Source organism: Mesorhizobium sp. M0590 (genome assembly GCF_040320905.1).
Classification (GTDB): domain Bacteria; phylum Pseudomonadota; class Alphaproteobacteria; order Rhizobiales; family Rhizobiaceae; genus Mesorhizobium.
This window is the reverse complement of record NZ_JAMYQN010000004.1, coordinates 320,845-335,567: the sequence shown is the minus strand read 5'-3', so window position 1 is coordinate 335,567 and position 14,723 is coordinate 320,845. Positions and strand designations below refer to the sequence as shown.

Sequence of the window (14,723 nt, the reverse complement as noted above, 5' to 3'; positions counted from 1 at the left end):
CTCCGCTAAACACGGGGGCTGCGCGGCGGACACGCCGACGTCACCGCAATGCCACGCCATTTTGCAGAACTTGACGCACACAACTACAGCAATTGCCGGCTGACGGCCGCAGTGCGACCCGTCGGGGCGAGCTTCTCTCGTTTGGGAGGGCTACGGACCATATGGTGTTGGTAGCACCGTCAATGAAGCCCGACGCCCTGCTTCTGAAGCCAATAGTTTGCGACTTAAGGCCACACCCGCGAACGCATTGGCAATCTACCATCGTGTCCCCGAGGCACCCGCCCGCCGGTGTTTGTCGGCGGCGGGGCACTGGCTTGTGGCCCCCTATGAGACGCGCTCTGCCGACACCCTCGTTCACAGTCCGGACCACCTCATGCCGGGTCGCTCTAGCCGCCAAAACCCAAATCACTCTAAGACGACCGAGTTCCGACCCTTGCAGTCGATCAGTTGCGAGCGTCGCATGACGCGATCTGACCCTGAGCTGCCCTTCGTCAGCCCATTTCACTGCCCGATAGCCGACATTCGCGGCAATCGGCACTGATCCCTTGCTGACCTTCTCCAAGACGATCCCCAAGGGCAAGTCGTGGCCCCAATGGGGACAATCGACAGGCGCGATCACCCTATGTAGCTGCTTGACGATCGAGCCTCGAAGTCAGCCTGATAGACTTTTGAAATGGGCGGCATAAAATTCGCTTTTCTGCTTTCAATGAAAGCAACGCGAAATGGCCGAAGAACGCGCCCAACGCCGCCTTGCCGCCATATTGGCTGCCGACGTGGTGGGCTACAGTCGACTTCTGGACCTGGACGAGCAAGGAACGTTGGCCGCTTTAAGGAGGAGGAGGAAGGAAATCCTCGAACCACTCGTCCGCGACCGTCATGGCCGTATTGTGAAAGTGATGGGTGATGGCGTTCTGGTCGAGTTCGGAAGCGCGGTGAACGCCGTGTCATGCGCCGTGGACCTTCAGAAGCGGATGGCGGCCGCAAACGAGGGTGTGACCGCCGACCGGAGAATCTACCTGCATATCGGCATCAATCTGGGCGATGTCGTTGTCGAGGACGGCGATCTGTTCGGCGACGGCGTCATTGTCGCAGTGCGGCTCCAGGCAATGGCCGGGGCAGGAGATGTCTGTGTGTCCGGCAGCGTCTACGACCAAGTCAAGCGGAAGCTCGATTGCGGCTTCGACGAACTTGGTCCGCAAGCGATCAAGAACGTCACCGAACCAGTGTCTGTCTACCGGATCCGGCTGTCGACCGCATCGGACGATGGCGGGCTCGCGGAGAAAGCGCCTCTGCAGCTCCCCGCCAAGCCCTCCATTGCCGTCCTCCCCTTTATGAACATGAGCAATGATCCGGAGCAGGAGGCATTTGTCGATGGCCTCACCGAAGACTTGATCACGGATCTGTCGAGGACAAGCGAGTTGTTCGTCATCGCCAGCAACTCGGCATTTGCATACAAAGGCAGGCACGTGGATGTGCGTCGCATCGCGCGAGAACTGGGAGTTCGCCATCTTCTTGAAGGTAGTGCACGGCGGGCCGCTGGACGGGTGCGTATCAACGCCCAACTGATCGACGCGATCGCGGGTGACCACCTTTGGGCCGAAAGATTCGACCGGAGTCTAGAAGATATCTTCGCCGTTCAGGACGAGGTGACCGGCAAGATTGTCGAGGCTCTGGTTGGCCGCCTGACCACCGCGCCGGCGCGCAACAGACCGAGCAACCTGGAGGCCTATGATCTCTGTGTGCGTGCCCGGGCCCTTGGCCTGCAAACGGCGCTCACCGCGAAAGAGGCCATTTTGCTGCTAGACCGGGCAATCGCGCTCGACCCGGAATACGCGGAGGCGCACCGTTGGCTGGCACTCAACCTCTGGCTGGGCTGGGAGTTCTGGGACGAACCGATGGACCCCAACCGCGCAAGAGCGCTCGCCGAAGCACAGCTGGCGGTCGAACTCGACCCGAACGACGCCGGGAACAGATGGGTATTGGGCGTCATACTGGGACATGAGAGTCGCTGGGTGGAATCGGATGCCGAATTCGATGCTGCCCACGAGCTGGACCCCAACCACGCCGACGCTTGGGCAATGCAGGCCGAGTTGACGACGGAAAAGGGGCGACCTGCCGAAGCCATAGAGCAGGTCCGCAGGGCACTGCGACTCAACCCTCACCCGCCCGGTTGGTATTACTGGATGTTGGGCCAGGCCCAATATGCCATGGGCGACTACGAATCCGCGATCCAAACGCTGAGCAGGCCCGAAACCTATCGCACGACTTCACGACGCCTGCTTGCAGCAAGCCTTGCGCAACTTGGCCGTTTGGAGGAAGCGCGCTGGGAGGCGAAAATGTTCATGATAAGCAATCCGCACTTCACCATCCGGCACTGGTCGGATTCGCAGCCATTCCCAGCCGAAGACGTGCGACGGCATATCGTGGAGGGCTATCGCATGGCGGGGCTGCCAGAATGACTGTCATTGGCTATACCTTCGGCCTGCTGTCGACAGGCGTCCCAAGGGCTGCCGCAGCAGCGAACATTTGGTCTTCTGACGGAACGAAATTCGCCATATCGTGCGTTTGTTTCGCCTCACGGTGTGCTTGAACATGGCCAGTGAAGACTTTCGGCACCGGATAGCGCGACGCGAGGACCTCGCTTCCATGATTGCGCTCATGGATGCAGCGATCTCCGAACTCCAGAAACCGTTTCTCGACGATGACCAGATCCGATCCAGCCGCGCAATCATGGGGCTGGACACGCAGCTTGTCGATGATGGCACCTATTTCGTCGTGGAGCACGACGGCGTCCTGGCAGGGTGCGGTGGCTGGAGCCGGCGCCCGACCATGTATGGTGGTGATCAGTCACCGGGACGCAACGCGGCACTGCTTGATCCAGCCACGGACGCGGCGCGTATCAGAGCCATGTATACGCATCCGGACTTTGTCCGGCGAGGCGTCGGCCGCCTTATCCTTTCGCTGTGTGAACGTGCCGCTAAGGCTGAGGGCTTCCGCCGTGCCGATCTGGCAGCCACGATGGCAGGAGAGCCGCTCTATCGAGCCTGCGGCTACCAACCCGCCGAGAAATTCGTCGATGACCATGGCGGCGCTCCGGTTCCGATCCTGATGATGAGCAAGACGCTCTGAGCTACGCTCAAAGGCCACTCGCTCGCGGCCGGCACTCGCTCCGGCCAGTATGGCAGGAGGAGGATGCTGGAGATTGAACCAGGCCATCTCGAACGAAACAGTACTTCGCCTGTACTTCCGCTCCATGGTCGAGTCGCGACCGACGTGGAGGTTTTCGCGAACGTCTCGAGATGGCGCACGTGGTAGGGTGGCGCGTTGAGTTTAACCGGATCAAACGACCATCCGCTTCGGGTCCGCATCAGGTCGTAGCGAGAACGACCGCAATGGTGAAGCGCCATGATTGTCAGCAAATGGCGCTCTGTGCTCATTCCCGCCGACTAATTCAAACGGCAAGTTCCGCCCATCTGGGCCATTGGCGGCAGCCAGTCTGATTGAGTTTTGACCCTAATCCTCAAACGCGGCCCTCAGCGTTTCGAACGTCGCAAACACGCCCAATGCAGCGCCCTCGGGATTCTTGGTCGGTGGCAGAGCTTCAGCTATCCGGCGCACCAAGGTCGTCTCAGAACCGGCTGGAGCGTTCTTTCGGCTGAGGCGACTTCAAGCCGTGACAGGAGCATTCCGGATCAGCGGGAAGTCGCGCGGCGGTCTCCAGCGCGACCCGCGAGGCTGTCATGGAGAGACTGGGCAGCACGTCCTCCTGCAGCAATTTCTGGCGATTGCGATCCATATAGTCGTTGAAGCCCGCCGTCACGAACGCGCAAGGCACGAAACACGCGCCGATCTCGCGCGACAAGGTCGCCTCAGGGGCGATGGAATGGTTGAGTACATCCGCCCCCATGCCCCGATATGCCAAGGCTTCGGCAGGCGTTGTCAGCCGGGGCCCATAACAATGGGCAGCCACCAACTGCTGTTCGATGCCATAAACGCGGCATTCGGCTGGCCAATGACGGCGGGCCGTTTCGACCAGAACCGCCGCACATCTTGGACACACGATTTGCTTGCCCGAACAGTCGAAGCTCTGGCGGTCAGGAAGCAGTGAAAACGGGGTCTGCGTCAGTTCAATGATATCGGCGGTCACCACCATGTCGCCCGGCTGGATCGCCTTGTTGACGGCGCCTACAGTCGAGCAGGCGAGAACTTGCCGTACACCCGCCCGCATCAATACCCAGAACGCGCGGCGATGGCAGGAATGGTCGATACGGTCGCGGGGATTGCCGTGCGAATACATGCACAGCGCGCGTTTTGCTCTCCCTTCCGCTGTGATCGACGCATCGAACTCGAGCAGCTTCCAGTTGTCGGTGCGACCGAAAGGTGTTTCAAAACTCATGTCGCGCCGCAAGGTGCGCACACCATCGAATTCGACATCTTCCGGGAAGGCAAGCCCCCAGTTTGCCGACCCGGTGATGATGGCCAACCCTACCTGAGGGATGTCCGTCGAATGATCCGTCAGATCGTCGGCTGCATGGTAATTGGTGGGCATGTTTCCAGTCTCGGTCAGGATTTTTGGCGAAGGGTCACAATCAGGACCACGGCCACGACGATGACGGTCCACAATGTCGAGATCGCCGCAATGGTCGGATCGATCTGATCGCGCAGCGACAGGAACATAAGCTTCGGCATCGTGCTATTGCGACCACTTGCGATGAAGATCGAAATCACGGACTCGTCGAGCGAAGTCAGGAACGCCATTAATGTCGCCGACAGCAAGCTGATCCGAAGTTGCGGAACGATGATTCCGCCAATGGACCTGGCCCAGTTTGCACCGAGGCTGCGCGCCGCCTGAACCTGGTTCCAGTCAAAGCGGGCGAGAGCGGGTAGCAACACAATGCAGGCGACCGGAACGGCCAGCACCACATGTCCGACCAGCACACCGAATAGCGTTCCGATCAGATGTTGTGCGGCCAACACAAAGAAGAGACCGATCGCAAGCAGGATACCTGGGGTGATCGAGGGGGTCAGCAGGACGCTCTGGATGGCCGCAGCGGTCTTTCCGCCCAGCCGATTCATTGAAATGCAGGCGAGCAGCGCGAAAGGCACCGCGATCAACGCCGTCAACGTCCCAAGGATCAAACTCGTTCTGAGCGCGGCCATCCACGTTGCCGAGCCGAAGAAGTTCTCGTACCAGCGCAACGAGTAGGCGTGCGGCGGAAACTCGAGGAGATTCGACGCCGAAAAGGAAAGCGGCACCACCACGAGCGTCGGCAGCATCAGAAATGCCATGATAAGAGCGGCAAAGCTCCAGAGCAAAATGCGGGCGAGCCTGTTTTGCGGATAGGCTTCAAGCATGGGAGGCTTCCACGGTGTTCTGGGCCACCAGACGGCGTGCCGCCAGCAACATCACACCGATCAGCGCCATAAGTACGAGGAGCAGAATGCCCAGGACGCTTGCCGATCCCCAGTCCTGAAAGGTCGATAGTGTACGCTCGATCCGGGTAGAGAGCGGATTTACCTTGCCGCCGCCAAGCACCGCCGGCGTGATGAAAAAACCTATGGCGTAGATGAGGACGATGATCGAACCCGAGAAGATGCCGCCCGCCGAAAGCGGCATAATGACTGTGCGGATGACCTGCCTGAGAGTGGCTCCCATGCTCGCAGCCGCGCGAATGAGATTTGGGTCGATATCGCGCATCGCAGCATAAACAGGCAGCAGAAAAAGTGGCAGCATGTAGTGCACCATGCCGATGAGCGTTCCCGTGAAGTTGTAGACCAGCGGCAATGGCTCCGCCGTCAGGCCTGAACCGGTCAAAGCCGCGTTGATCAGGCCGTCGCGCCGCAAGAGCACGAGCCAACCATAGGTACGCACCAGAATAGAGGTCCACAGCGGCAGCATGACGAACGCCATGAGCACGTTGGCCAGCCTTGGTCTGATGCTGGCCAGAGCCAGCGCCAGAGGGGTACCGAGAACAATGCAGGCCGCCAGCGTACCCAAGGACAGTTCGAGGGTCGTGACGAGCGCCGACCATGTCAGTCCGCTCGAAAGGACCTTCTCGTAATTGCCGACGGTGTACTCACCCCCGGTGGTCAGGAAGGATTGCCGGATGATCCAAAGGATGGGCAGTATCGCCGCCAGTCCAACGATGAACAGCGCCGGGAGCGAAAGTGAAAGAAAAAACCGCCGCTCGCGCCGCGCATCCGCAGCGAGCGCCGGGTCCCGGACGACGATCACGCCATCGCTCCCGGTATCGCGTGAACCTTCGCTGCTGGTGCATATGCGGTCATCCGCTGACCGGCGGCAAGCTCGGCGCAGCCGCCGGCCAGCGCTGCCGGAATGCAGACAAGAACCTCTTGCCCGCCGTCAAGCGCCAGCGTCAAAAGCCAGTTCTCGCCGCGGAACGCTTTGGCGCGCAGTATTCCTTCGAGAGCCACTCCGTCTCCCCCGACGAGCTTCGCATCAAGATGGAAGCTTTCGGCGCGGATCATCAGAGTTTCGCGTGATGCTTCGGCGCCGTCGATTCTGCGCGCTGAGCCCGGGGCCACAATGTTGGCCTCGCCCATGAACTCCGCGACGAAGCGGGTCGATGGACGATCATAAATCCGCTGCGGCGTATCTATCTGCTGGATGCGGCCAGAATTCATCACCGCAATCCGGTCAGACATAATCAGCGCTTCGCGCTGGTCGTGGGTTACATAGATTGTGGTGATCCGTAGATGATCATGCAGACGCCGGATCTCATACTGCATGCTCTCGCGCAGGTTCTTGTCGAGCGCCGACAGCGGCTCGTCCATCAACATCACGCGCGGTTCGAAGACGATAGCCCGCGCCAATGCCACCCGTTGACGTTGGCCGCCGGATAGTGCGGCAATATTGCGCTCCGCCAGACCATCCAGCTTCACGCGGGCCAAGGTATCAAGCGCCCGCTGACGCGCCTCCGCTCTCGGTACCTTGCGCAGCACCAGCGGATACGCGACGTTCGCCATGACATTCATGTGGGGAAACAAGGCGTAATTCTGGAATACTATGCCGATGTCTCGTTTGTTGGGCGGCAGGCGGGTGATGTCTCGATCGCCCAAGAAAAGTTTACCGGAATCCGGCCGGACAAAACCGGCCAGAGCCATGAGTAACGTGGTCTTGCCCGATCCCGATGGCCCTAGCAGCGTGAGGAATTCGCCAGCCTGGATGTCGAGCGAAACATCATCCAGTGCGACGTAGGACCCATAAGCCTTGTGCACGCTTTCGATGGTGATCGCGAGCGACTTCATCATGTGCTCCAGCCTTGAAGCGCGTCGCGTTCGACTGGCTTCACGCGACGCGCTTTAGGTTCTTGTTTTCATGCATGTCGTTGTCGCGCGCTGCACATTTTTGCGCGACATGCGTTAGAGCTGAGAGTCAGCGGGCCATCATTTCATCGAAGGCTCTTTGGGCAGCCTCGCCATTCTTGACCCACCATTCTGAATTGGAAAACACCGAAGTGCCAGCATTTTCAGGCGCGGTCGCAAGGGTCTTCAGACGGTCCTCGGGAATAAGGCCACCCTCATATGCCGCAGGATTGACGGGGCCGTAGGCAATGAAATCGGTCAGCTTGGCAACCCGCGCGGGCTGCGTCATCGCTGCGATGAGTTTCATGGCGGCCTCCTTGTTCGGCGCTCCCTTCGGCACCCCAAGGCAGTCCGTGCCGATGACCGAACCCTTGAACGTGTAGTCAGCCGCGCCGCCATCGGCTTTCACGGTTTGGGCCCGTCCGTTCCAGGTAATGACCAAATCCGCCTCACCATCTTTCAGCAACTGCGCGGACTGAGCCCCCGAGGTCCACCACACGGCGACGTTTGGTTTGATCGCTTCAAGCCGCTTGATGGCGCGCTCTAGCCCTTCCGGCGTGCTGAGCACGGAATAGACGTCCGCCGGTGCCACGCCATCGGAGAGAAGCGCGATCTCGATCGAGTCTTGCGCATTGGCGCGCAACGCGCGACGGCCAGAAAATTTGGCAACATCCCAGAATTCCGCCCACGTCTTCGGCGGGTTCTCGCCATAGGTCTTGGTGTTCCACGACATGACGGTGCCATAGGAGTCAAACGGATAGCAGTAGTCGGACTTTGCACCTACCGGCACGGATTTCGGATCGATGATCTTGTAGTCGAGCGGCTCCAGCAGCGATTGTGCGGCCGCCTGGGCACCTTCCGGTGAGCCCAGGTGAATGACGTCGGTCGTGACCGCACCCGAGGTGACCTGCATCTTCAAGGCGGCCAGGCCGTCGCTTAGGGTCTCCTCGCGGACATCATAGCCAAGCTCTTTTGCAGCAGGGCCCCACATGGCTTCCTTCATGGCGTTACCATAATCCCCACCTGCGGTCGTGATGGTGACTGTTTGCGCATGAACGGGCAGGGCAGCCGAGATTGCGAATGCTGTTAAGGAAATGCGTAGCCAAGACATAGGTTCTCCTCCCCAACTTTATCAAACATCGCTCAAAAGAGCCATTATTTTGTAATCGTAACGTTACGATTGCATCTCAATGCGCTGGAGTCAAGCTGCTTCCTACGGGAGTTTCGATTGACCGGGATGTCGAATTCGGTAACGTTATGGCGGTCAGCAAATCAGCCGGCGCTTTCGCAAATGAAGTCGGGCGAACAATGGCCAATCTAAAGCAGATCGCCGCGGAACTTTCCCTCTCGGTGACCACGGTGTCCCGCGCTCTGAAGGATGGGCCGGAGGTGCAGCCCTCGACCATAGCCCGCGTCAAGGAGGCGGCTAAGCGGGTCGGCTATTTACCAAATCATCATGGTCGCGCGCTCAAAACCGGTCGAACGCAGACGCTGACGGCAGTACTCCCGATGGAAACACGAGACCATCTGTCCGATTTGTTGAAGCTTCCTTTGATCGAAGGCATGACGCTGGCGGCGCGGCAAGCCGGTTATAGTCTGTCCATCTATTCCACCACTCCCGACGACGATCCCGTTGAGAGTGTGCAGCGGCAGCTTCAGGCGCACAGCGCAGACGGCCTGGTCATCACGCGCCTGGTGTCGGCTGATCCGCGCGTCAAGCTGCTGCTGGATAAACGCATGCCGTTCGTCGCGTTTGGAAGAACCGACCTGGATATCGCGTATCCTTATGTCGATGTCGACAATGAACAGATTGCCTACGAGGCGACCCGGCGGCTCATGGATAAGGGCTGTCGACGCATTGCGCTGCAACTTCTCGTTCCGGAGGACCAGGCGAGTGCCATGCGTCTTTCCGGGTATGGAAGGGCAATGGCCGAGGCCGGTATTCCGATCGACCAATCGTTGATCGGTCATGGCATGTTCACCATGGAATCGAGCGCAGGCTGGTTCGATCGCTTGCTGGCGTCATCATATCCGCCAACGGGCCTGGCGTGCGCCAACGAACTGGGCCTTCTGGGAGCGTTGCACGCTCTCGGCAAGCGGGGTCTTACACCAGGCCGCGACGTCCACATCGTCACCCGTGACAGCACGCGGCTGGCACGCTTCCTGCCGGCAAAGATCGGAGTTCATTCCGTGGATATGGCGGGTGTTGGACGCAAACTTATCGAAGTCCTGGAGAGCCGGATCATCAATCCGCTTGGGCCGGTGGAGACAGTCTTGGTGCAAGGTAGATTCGAGCCGGCCGAATAATCCGGGCTGCCCTCAGGGGGCCACCTCGTCTTGAACCGGCCGGATCAGCGCCTTTGCGGCAACTGCTCCCGCCGCAAGGATACGATCCGACAATTCCGTCCCTTCCACGGCGCGCGCGAGTTGAAGCGCGCCGATGAGCGTTGCAAACATGCCCAACGCAGCGCCCTCGGGATCGTTCGTCTGCGGCAGAGCTTCAGCTATCTGGCGCACCAGGGATTGAGCGCGCTCGGCATAGAGGGCTCGCGTTTCAGGCGGCTGCCGCGCGATTTCCGGCAACAACGCGGCCGAAGCACAGCCCTTTCCAGGATTGTCCCGGTGCTCGGCCGACAGATATGCCTCTATGGCCATTTCCGGGCCGCCGGCGTCCAACGCTTCCTGCACTTGATGCGACTGCGCGTCCAAGGCCGCCGCCACGCTTTCACGGACGAGCTCCGCCTTCGACTGGAAGTGCGGATAGAAGGCGCCGTTCGTCAGCCCGGCGTCGCTCATGATGGTTGCCAGCCCGGACGCCGCGATGCCGTCAGATCGAAAACGTTCGGCGGCGACCTCCATGATCCGGCTGCGTGACGCGTCTTTTCGGCCCTTTTCGTAGCGCATGGTCTTTCTTTCCTGTCCTGCTATTGCATTATGCTCATAATCTGATATTACGACCATAATTCAATTCGTGGAAATAAGCTAGACCTCTCGAACCTGGAACATCAAAAATGAATGGGAATTCTGAAAAGACCGCAATCGTGACCGGAGCCTCCTCGGGCATCGGCCGCGCCAGCGCCGAGGCCTTGGCGCGGGCGGGTTTCACTGTCTTCGGGACAAGTCGCCGCAAGACCAGTAATGGTCCGGGCGGAGTGACCATGCTGGCATGCGACGTGACCGATGATGCGGCCGTCAATGCGCTCGTTGCCAACGTGCTCGCGCAGACCGGCCGGATCGATCTCCTGGTCAACAATGCCGGTGTCGGTCTGCTAGGAGGCGCCGAGGAATCCTCGGTCGCACAGGTACAAGCCCTATTCGACGTCAATCTGTTCGGCGTCATGCGGATGACCAATGCGGTGTTGCCGTCGATGCGGCGGCGCGGCGACGGGCGCATCATCAATATCGGCTCGATTCTGGGACTGGTACCCGCGCCATACTCAGCTCATTACTCGGCGGTCAAGCACGCGCTCGAAGGCTATTCGGAATCGCTCGACCACGAGGTGCGCGCCTTCAACGTCCGCGTTTCCGTCATCGAGCCGGCATTCGTCCGCACCGTCTTCGACCAGAACGGCATCGAGCCGGATTCGCTGTTGAAGGAATACGATCGGGCTCGAGCCGGGCTCAAGGCGCTGCTGGGCGATGTGATGCCCAAGGCCGATCGGCCGGAAGTGGTGGCGGATGTGGTTGTCAAGGCAGCGACCGATGCCCGTCCGCGGCGGCGCTATACCGCTGGCAAGGCAGCGCGCCAGGTCAGCCTGCTGCGCCGCTTTGCCCCCGCGGGGATTTTCGACAAGAGCCTGCGCAAGCAGTTCCGACTGCCGGTCTGAATAACGGCGAGGCAGAGGATTTCACGCACATGCGACTAGCAACTACGACACATTTGGCCAGGCCCTACGAAACGGAGGCGCCAAGCATGACACATAGATCCAATCGGTCGCCGCGTTCACCGGCGTTGTTCCAGGACGCACCAACGCGCTCGGTCGATGTCGGCGGCACAGCCTTTGCTTACAGGGAACTCGGGCCCAGGACGCGCGTGCCGGTGATCCTGCTCAACCATCCGGCTGCTCAGCTGGACAATTTTGATCCGCGCATCGTCGATGGCCTCGCTGCGACCCGGCGGGTAATTGCCTTCGACAATCGCGGCATCGGTGCTTCGGGTGGCAAAACTCCGTCGACCATTTTCGGCATGGCGCGGGATGCGGTCGCCTTTGTCCGGGCGCTGGGGTTCGAAGAAGTCGATCTCTTCGGCTTTTCACTCGGCGGCTTCGTGGCGCAAGAGATTGTGCTGACCGAGCCCAAGCTTGTGCGCAAACTCATCCTGGCTGGCACGGGGCCGGCCGGTGGGCAAGGCATCGACAAGGTGACGCCGCTGACGATCGTGGACATGATCAAGGGCGCGCTGACTTTTCGGGATCCGAAGTACTATCTCTTCTTCACAAGAACGCCGAATGGCCGCCGTGCCGCAAACGCATTTCTGCAACGGTTGAAAGAGCGCCGGAATAACCGGGACAAAGCGGTATCGCTGAGCGCGTTCGGCGCGCAACTCAAGGCGATCAAGGCCTATGGACTCCAGGCGCCTCAAGACCTGAGCACCATCCGCATTCCCACTTTGGTTGCGAATGGCGACCAGGACAGGATGGTGCCGAGCAGCAATACCTACGATCTCGCCGGGCGTATCCCTGGGGCGCATCTGGTCATCTATCCGGATGCCGGGCATGGCGGGGTATTTCAGAACTACGCCGATTTTGTCCCGAAGGCCCTGTCCTTCCTCGAGGCTGAGGCCTTGCCGCAGGGCGGCTATGCAGCTGAAAACGTTCGGCTTGTTTCGTCCTGAACAGCAACAGACATTCTTAGAAAGTAACTGCCATGAAGGCATTCGTTGTCGATAAGTATAATAAAAAGGGCACCCTGCGGCTGGCCGAAATGCCGGAGCCGGAGCTCCACGACAGCGATGTCTTGGTCGAGGTCCATGCCGCAGGGGTGAACCTGCTCGATTCCAAGGTCAGAACCGGGGAATTCAAGCTCATCCTGCCCTACCGCCGGCCCTTCATCCTGGGCCACGACGTGGCTGGGAAGGTTATCCGCGTGGGATCGAAAGTCAGCAAGTTCAAGGCAGGCGACGAGGTCTATGCGCGGCCGCGCGATGGCCGGATTGGGACATTCGCCGAATTCATTGCCGTGAATGAGGCCGACGTAGCCTTGAAGCCCGAGAATCTCAGTATGGAAGAGGCGGCGTCGATTCCCCTGGTCGGTCTCACCGCCTGGCAGACGCTCATCGAACGGGCAAACCTGAAGAAGGGACAGAAGGTCTTCATTCAGGCTGGTTCCGGCGGCGTCGGGACATTTGCTATTCAGTTAGCCAAGCACCTCGGCGCGACCGTTGCGACAACCGCGAGCGCGGCGAGTGCCGATCTGGTCAAAAGTCTCGGCGCCGATGTCGTCGTCGATTACAGGAAAGACGACTTCGAGAAAGTTCTGTCGGGCTACGATGTCGTCTTGAACAGCCAGGACGCCAAGACACTGGAAGAATCCCTGAGCGTGCTGAAACCGGGTGGCAAGCTCATCTCCATCTCCGGTCCACCGGATCCCGAATTTGCCAGGGAAAAGGGACTGAACTTGATGCTGAGGCTGGTGCTGCGCTTCCTGAGTCGCGGAATTCGGGCCAAAGCCAAGCGCCGTGGCGTGCAGTTTTCGTTCCTTTTCATGTGGGCGCAGGGCGATCAGCTGAGCAAAATCACCGCTCTCATCGAAGCCGGCGCGATCCGCCCGGTTGTGGATCGGGTCTTTCCATTCGAAGCGACCAATGACGCTCTGGCCTATGTCGAAACAGGACGCGCCAAGGGCAAGGTCGTCATCAAGGTCAGATAGCAGTTGCCTCGAACGCAGCCTTGAGCGTCTCGAACGGCGCCAGGGCGCCGCGCACCTGCACGACGGCGGCGGCGACGCGATGGGCGCGCAGCACCGCCTCTGCCGGGGCATGGCTGGCAAGGCGAGCGGCGAGATAGGCGCCGTTGAAGGAGTCGCCGGCCCCGGTGGTGTCGACCGGGGTGGCGACGTGTACCGCCGGCACCGATTGCAAGGTTCCGTTTTGCGCGATCAGCGCCGGTTCCTCGCCGTTCTTGACGACGACTTCGCCGACCAGCTTTCGCAGCCGTTCAGCTGTTTTCTGCGGTGTCGTATCACCAAACAGCATCTGCTCGTCGGGAAAGGTCGGGAGCGCGATGTCGGCGACGGCGAGCGCCTCGAGGATCGCGGCCTGCGCTTCCTCGCTTTGGCGCCATAGCCGCGGCCGGTAATTGGGGTCGAAGGCAATCAGCGAGCCGGCCGCGCGCGCCTTGGCCACGGCCGTCAGCAGCACCTCGCGGGCGTCGTCGTCGAGGATTGCCAAAGTGATTCCGGAAAAATAGACAAGCGCCTGGTTTTCAAGGCTTTTCTGCAAAGCGGCTGGGTCCGAAGCCAACTGCCTTGCGGCCGCATCGGCCCGCCAATAGGTGAAAGAACGTTCGGCGCCGGTCAGCGTGATCGCATAGAGGCCGGGGCGGGCGCCCGCTATCACCGGGCTGGCGCCGATGCCGATGCCGCTCTCGGCCAGGAACTTGATCTGGTCGCGTGAGAACGGGTCGTCGCCGAAGGCCGACACATAGGTCGCCGGCCGCTCGCCGCTCAAGGCATGCAGAGCCCACAAAGTGTTGAACGTGTCGCCGGCAAAGCCCATGCGCCAGTTCGGCCCGGCCTGGTCTGAAAGCTCTAGCATGCACTCGCCGATCGAGGCGATGCCGTTTCCTGCCATGAAGTACTCCTCCATCCTGCAATTGCGGTGCTGTAGCTTTTTGCAGCCGGCAGCGCCATGCTTGGCGACGGCGGATTCTTGCACTGGGCGCGATTTCCCACAGGGGCGTGGGACGCGATCTGCCCAGCGAAACGTTATCCGCAGAACAGGAATGGGTTTGGCATCGTTATGGCGTTATCTTCTTGGAGGCCTCGGCCTGGCTGCCTTGCTCGCCGGCGTGCTGGCAATCGTCTATCTGACGGCGCCGCGTGCGCCGCAACCAAGCTCGGATGTAGGCCGTTCCAAGACGACGGCGAACAAGCTGTTCGCGGCGACTTTCGAGCCCGAGAAGGGCGTCATTCGGCAGGGCGAAATGGAATCCTGGCTGCTGACGCTGAAAACCGTCGAGGGTGCGCCGGTGGAAGGTGCTGCGATAACGATTTCCGGCGGCATGCCGCAGCACAAGCACGGTCTGCCGACCAGCCCGCAGGCGACCGATTACCTCGGCGAGGGACGCTATCGCATCGACGGCGTGAAATTCACGATGAGCGGGTGGTGGCAATTGCATTTTGCCATTTCCGCTGCGGCCGGTTCGGACACTGTCGTCTTCAATGTGGTGCTGTGAGCC

The 14,723-nt window shown here is 60.5% G+C and carries 14 protein-coding genes; 7 read left to right on the top strand and 7 right to left on the bottom strand.

Features of this window, described 5'->3' with window-relative positions; translation table 11 throughout:
* Positions 1-722 precede the first annotated feature (722 nt).
* Both NKI52_RS10340 and NKI52_RS10335 read left to right on the top strand, forming a co-directional pair.
* Positions 723-2,459 (top strand): adenylate/guanylate cyclase domain-containing protein, encoded by a 1,737-nt coding sequence (locus NKI52_RS10340; RefSeq protein WP_352697839.1) that lies wholly within the window; start codon positions 723-725, stop codon positions 2,457-2,459.
* A gap of 187 nt (positions 2,460-2,646) precedes the next feature.
* Complete coding sequence (locus NKI52_RS10335; RefSeq protein ID WP_352697837.1) at positions 2,647-3,129, top strand: GNAT family N-acetyltransferase; 483 nt, start codon at positions 2,647-2,649, stop codon at positions 3,127-3,129.
* A gap of 499 nt (positions 3,130-3,628) precedes the next feature.
* Here the strand turns inward: NKI52_RS10335 and NKI52_RS10330 are convergent, their stop codons facing one another.
* The 5 genes from NKI52_RS10330 to NKI52_RS10310 all read right to left on the bottom strand — a co-directional run bounded on the left by NKI52_RS10330 (position 3,629) and on the right by NKI52_RS10310 (position 8,437).
* On the bottom strand, positions 3,629-4,549 hold the full coding sequence (locus NKI52_RS10330) for a phosphorylase family protein (protein ID WP_023676454.1): 921 nt from the start codon (positions 4,547-4,549) through the stop codon (positions 3,629-3,631).
* A gap of 14 nt (positions 4,550-4,563) precedes the next feature.
* Positions 4,564-5,355 (bottom strand): ABC transporter permease, encoded by a 792-nt coding sequence (locus NKI52_RS10325; RefSeq protein ID WP_352568915.1) that lies wholly within the window; start codon positions 5,353-5,355, stop codon positions 4,564-4,566.
* Complete coding sequence (locus NKI52_RS10320) at positions 5,348-6,235, bottom strand: ABC transporter permease (RefSeq protein ID WP_352568914.1); 888 nt, start codon at positions 6,233-6,235, stop codon at positions 5,348-5,350. The genes NKI52_RS10325 and NKI52_RS10320 overlap by 8 nt, the downstream gene beginning before the upstream one ends.
* Positions 6,232-7,269: an ABC transporter ATP-binding protein gene (locus NKI52_RS10315; protein ID WP_352568997.1), complete on the bottom strand. Its 1,038-nt coding sequence runs from the start codon at positions 7,267-7,269 to the stop codon at positions 6,232-6,234. Before NKI52_RS10315 ends, NKI52_RS10320 begins: the two co-directional genes overlap by 4 nt.
* Before the next feature lie 127 nt (positions 7,270-7,396).
* Entirely contained in the window at positions 7,397-8,437 is a 1,041-nt protein-coding gene (locus NKI52_RS10310) for an ABC transporter substrate-binding protein (protein WP_352568912.1), read from the bottom strand.
* A 146-nt stretch (positions 8,438-8,583) separates the two neighbouring features.
* Between NKI52_RS10310 and NKI52_RS10305 the strand changes: the two genes are divergently transcribed.
* Complete coding sequence (locus tag NKI52_RS10305) at positions 8,584-9,633, top strand: LacI family DNA-binding transcriptional regulator (protein WP_352697834.1); 1,050 nt, start codon at positions 8,584-8,586, stop codon at positions 9,631-9,633.
* Positions 9,634-9,645: 12 nt separating this feature from the next.
* Here the strand turns inward: NKI52_RS10305 and NKI52_RS10300 are convergent, their stop codons facing one another.
* Complete coding sequence (locus NKI52_RS10300; RefSeq protein ID WP_352587761.1) at positions 9,646-10,230, bottom strand: TetR/AcrR family transcriptional regulator; 585 nt, start codon at positions 10,228-10,230, stop codon at positions 9,646-9,648.
* A 107-nt stretch (positions 10,231-10,337) separates the two neighbouring features.
* Between NKI52_RS10300 and NKI52_RS10295 the strand changes: the two genes are divergently transcribed.
* From NKI52_RS10295 to NKI52_RS10285, 3 genes are all read left to right on the top strand, one after another.
* Positions 10,338-11,153, top strand: coding sequence for an oxidoreductase (locus NKI52_RS10295; protein ID WP_352587764.1), 816 nt, complete (start codon positions 10,338-10,340; stop codon positions 11,151-11,153).
* Between the two features lie 86 nt (positions 11,154-11,239).
* Complete coding sequence (locus tag NKI52_RS10290) at positions 11,240-12,160, top strand: alpha/beta fold hydrolase (protein WP_352697832.1); 921 nt, start codon at positions 11,240-11,242, stop codon at positions 12,158-12,160.
* A gap of 32 nt (positions 12,161-12,192) precedes the next feature.
* Complete coding sequence (locus NKI52_RS10285; protein WP_352624594.1) at positions 12,193-13,194, top strand: NADP-dependent oxidoreductase; 1,002 nt, start codon at positions 12,193-12,195, stop codon at positions 13,192-13,194.
* On the opposite strand, the gene NKI52_RS10280 is transcribed toward NKI52_RS10285, so the two are convergent.
* Positions 13,187-14,116: a sugar kinase gene (locus NKI52_RS10280; protein ID WP_352624592.1), complete on the bottom strand. Its 930-nt coding sequence runs from the start codon at positions 14,114-14,116 to the stop codon at positions 13,187-13,189. The genes NKI52_RS10285 and NKI52_RS10280 overlap by 8 nt on opposite strands.
* Before the next feature lie 157 nt (positions 14,117-14,273).
* On the opposite strand from NKI52_RS10280, the gene NKI52_RS10275 reads away from it, so the two are divergent.
* Positions 14,274-14,720, top strand: a complete 447-nt coding sequence (locus tag NKI52_RS10275; RefSeq protein WP_352624626.1) for a FixH family protein — start codon at positions 14,274-14,276, stop codon at positions 14,718-14,720.
* Positions 14,721-14,723: the final 3 nt, after the last annotated feature.

Bases quoted from the DNA above. Each gene is read 5' to 3' on its own strand.
- NKI52_RS10315 (WP_352568997.1), bottom strand. From the start codon at position 7,269: ATGAAGTCGCTCGCGATCACCATCGAAAGCGTGCACAAGGCTTATGGG.
- NKI52_RS10340 (WP_352697839.1), top strand. From the start codon at position 723: ATGGCCGAAGAACGCGCCCAACGCCGCCTTGCCGCCATATTGGCTGCC.
- NKI52_RS10290 (WP_352697832.1), top strand. From the start codon at position 11,240: ATGACACATAGATCCAATCGGTCGCCGCGTTCACCGGCGTTGTTCCAG.
- NKI52_RS10310 (WP_352568912.1), bottom strand. From the start codon at position 8,437: ATGTCTTGGCTACGCATTTCCTTAACAGCATTCGCAATCTCGGCTGCC.
- NKI52_RS10285 (WP_352624594.1), top strand. From the start codon at position 12,193: ATGAAGGCATTCGTTGTCGATAAGTATAATAAAAAGGGCACCCTGCGG.
- NKI52_RS10305 (WP_352697834.1), top strand. From the start codon at position 8,584: ATGGCGGTCAGCAAATCAGCCGGCGCTTTCGCAAATGAAGTCGGGCGA.
- NKI52_RS10295 (WP_352587764.1), top strand. From the start codon at position 10,338: ATGAATGGGAATTCTGAAAAGACCGCAATCGTGACCGGAGCCTCCTCG.
- NKI52_RS10325 (WP_352568915.1), bottom strand. From the start codon at position 5,355: ATGCTTGAAGCCTATCCGCAAAACAGGCTCGCCCGCATTTTGCTCTGG.
- NKI52_RS10300 (WP_352587761.1), bottom strand. From the start codon at position 10,230: ATGCGCTACGAAAAGGGCCGAAAAGACGCGTCACGCAGCCGGATCATG.
- NKI52_RS10335 (WP_352697837.1), top strand. From the start codon at position 2,647: ATGATTGCGCTCATGGATGCAGCGATCTCCGAACTCCAGAAACCGTTT.
- NKI52_RS10330 (WP_023676454.1), bottom strand. From the start codon at position 4,549: ATGCCCACCAATTACCATGCAGCCGACGATCTGACGGATCATTCGACG.
- NKI52_RS10280 (WP_352624592.1), bottom strand. From the start codon at position 14,116: ATGGCAGGAAACGGCATCGCCTCGATCGGCGAGTGCATGCTAGAGCTT.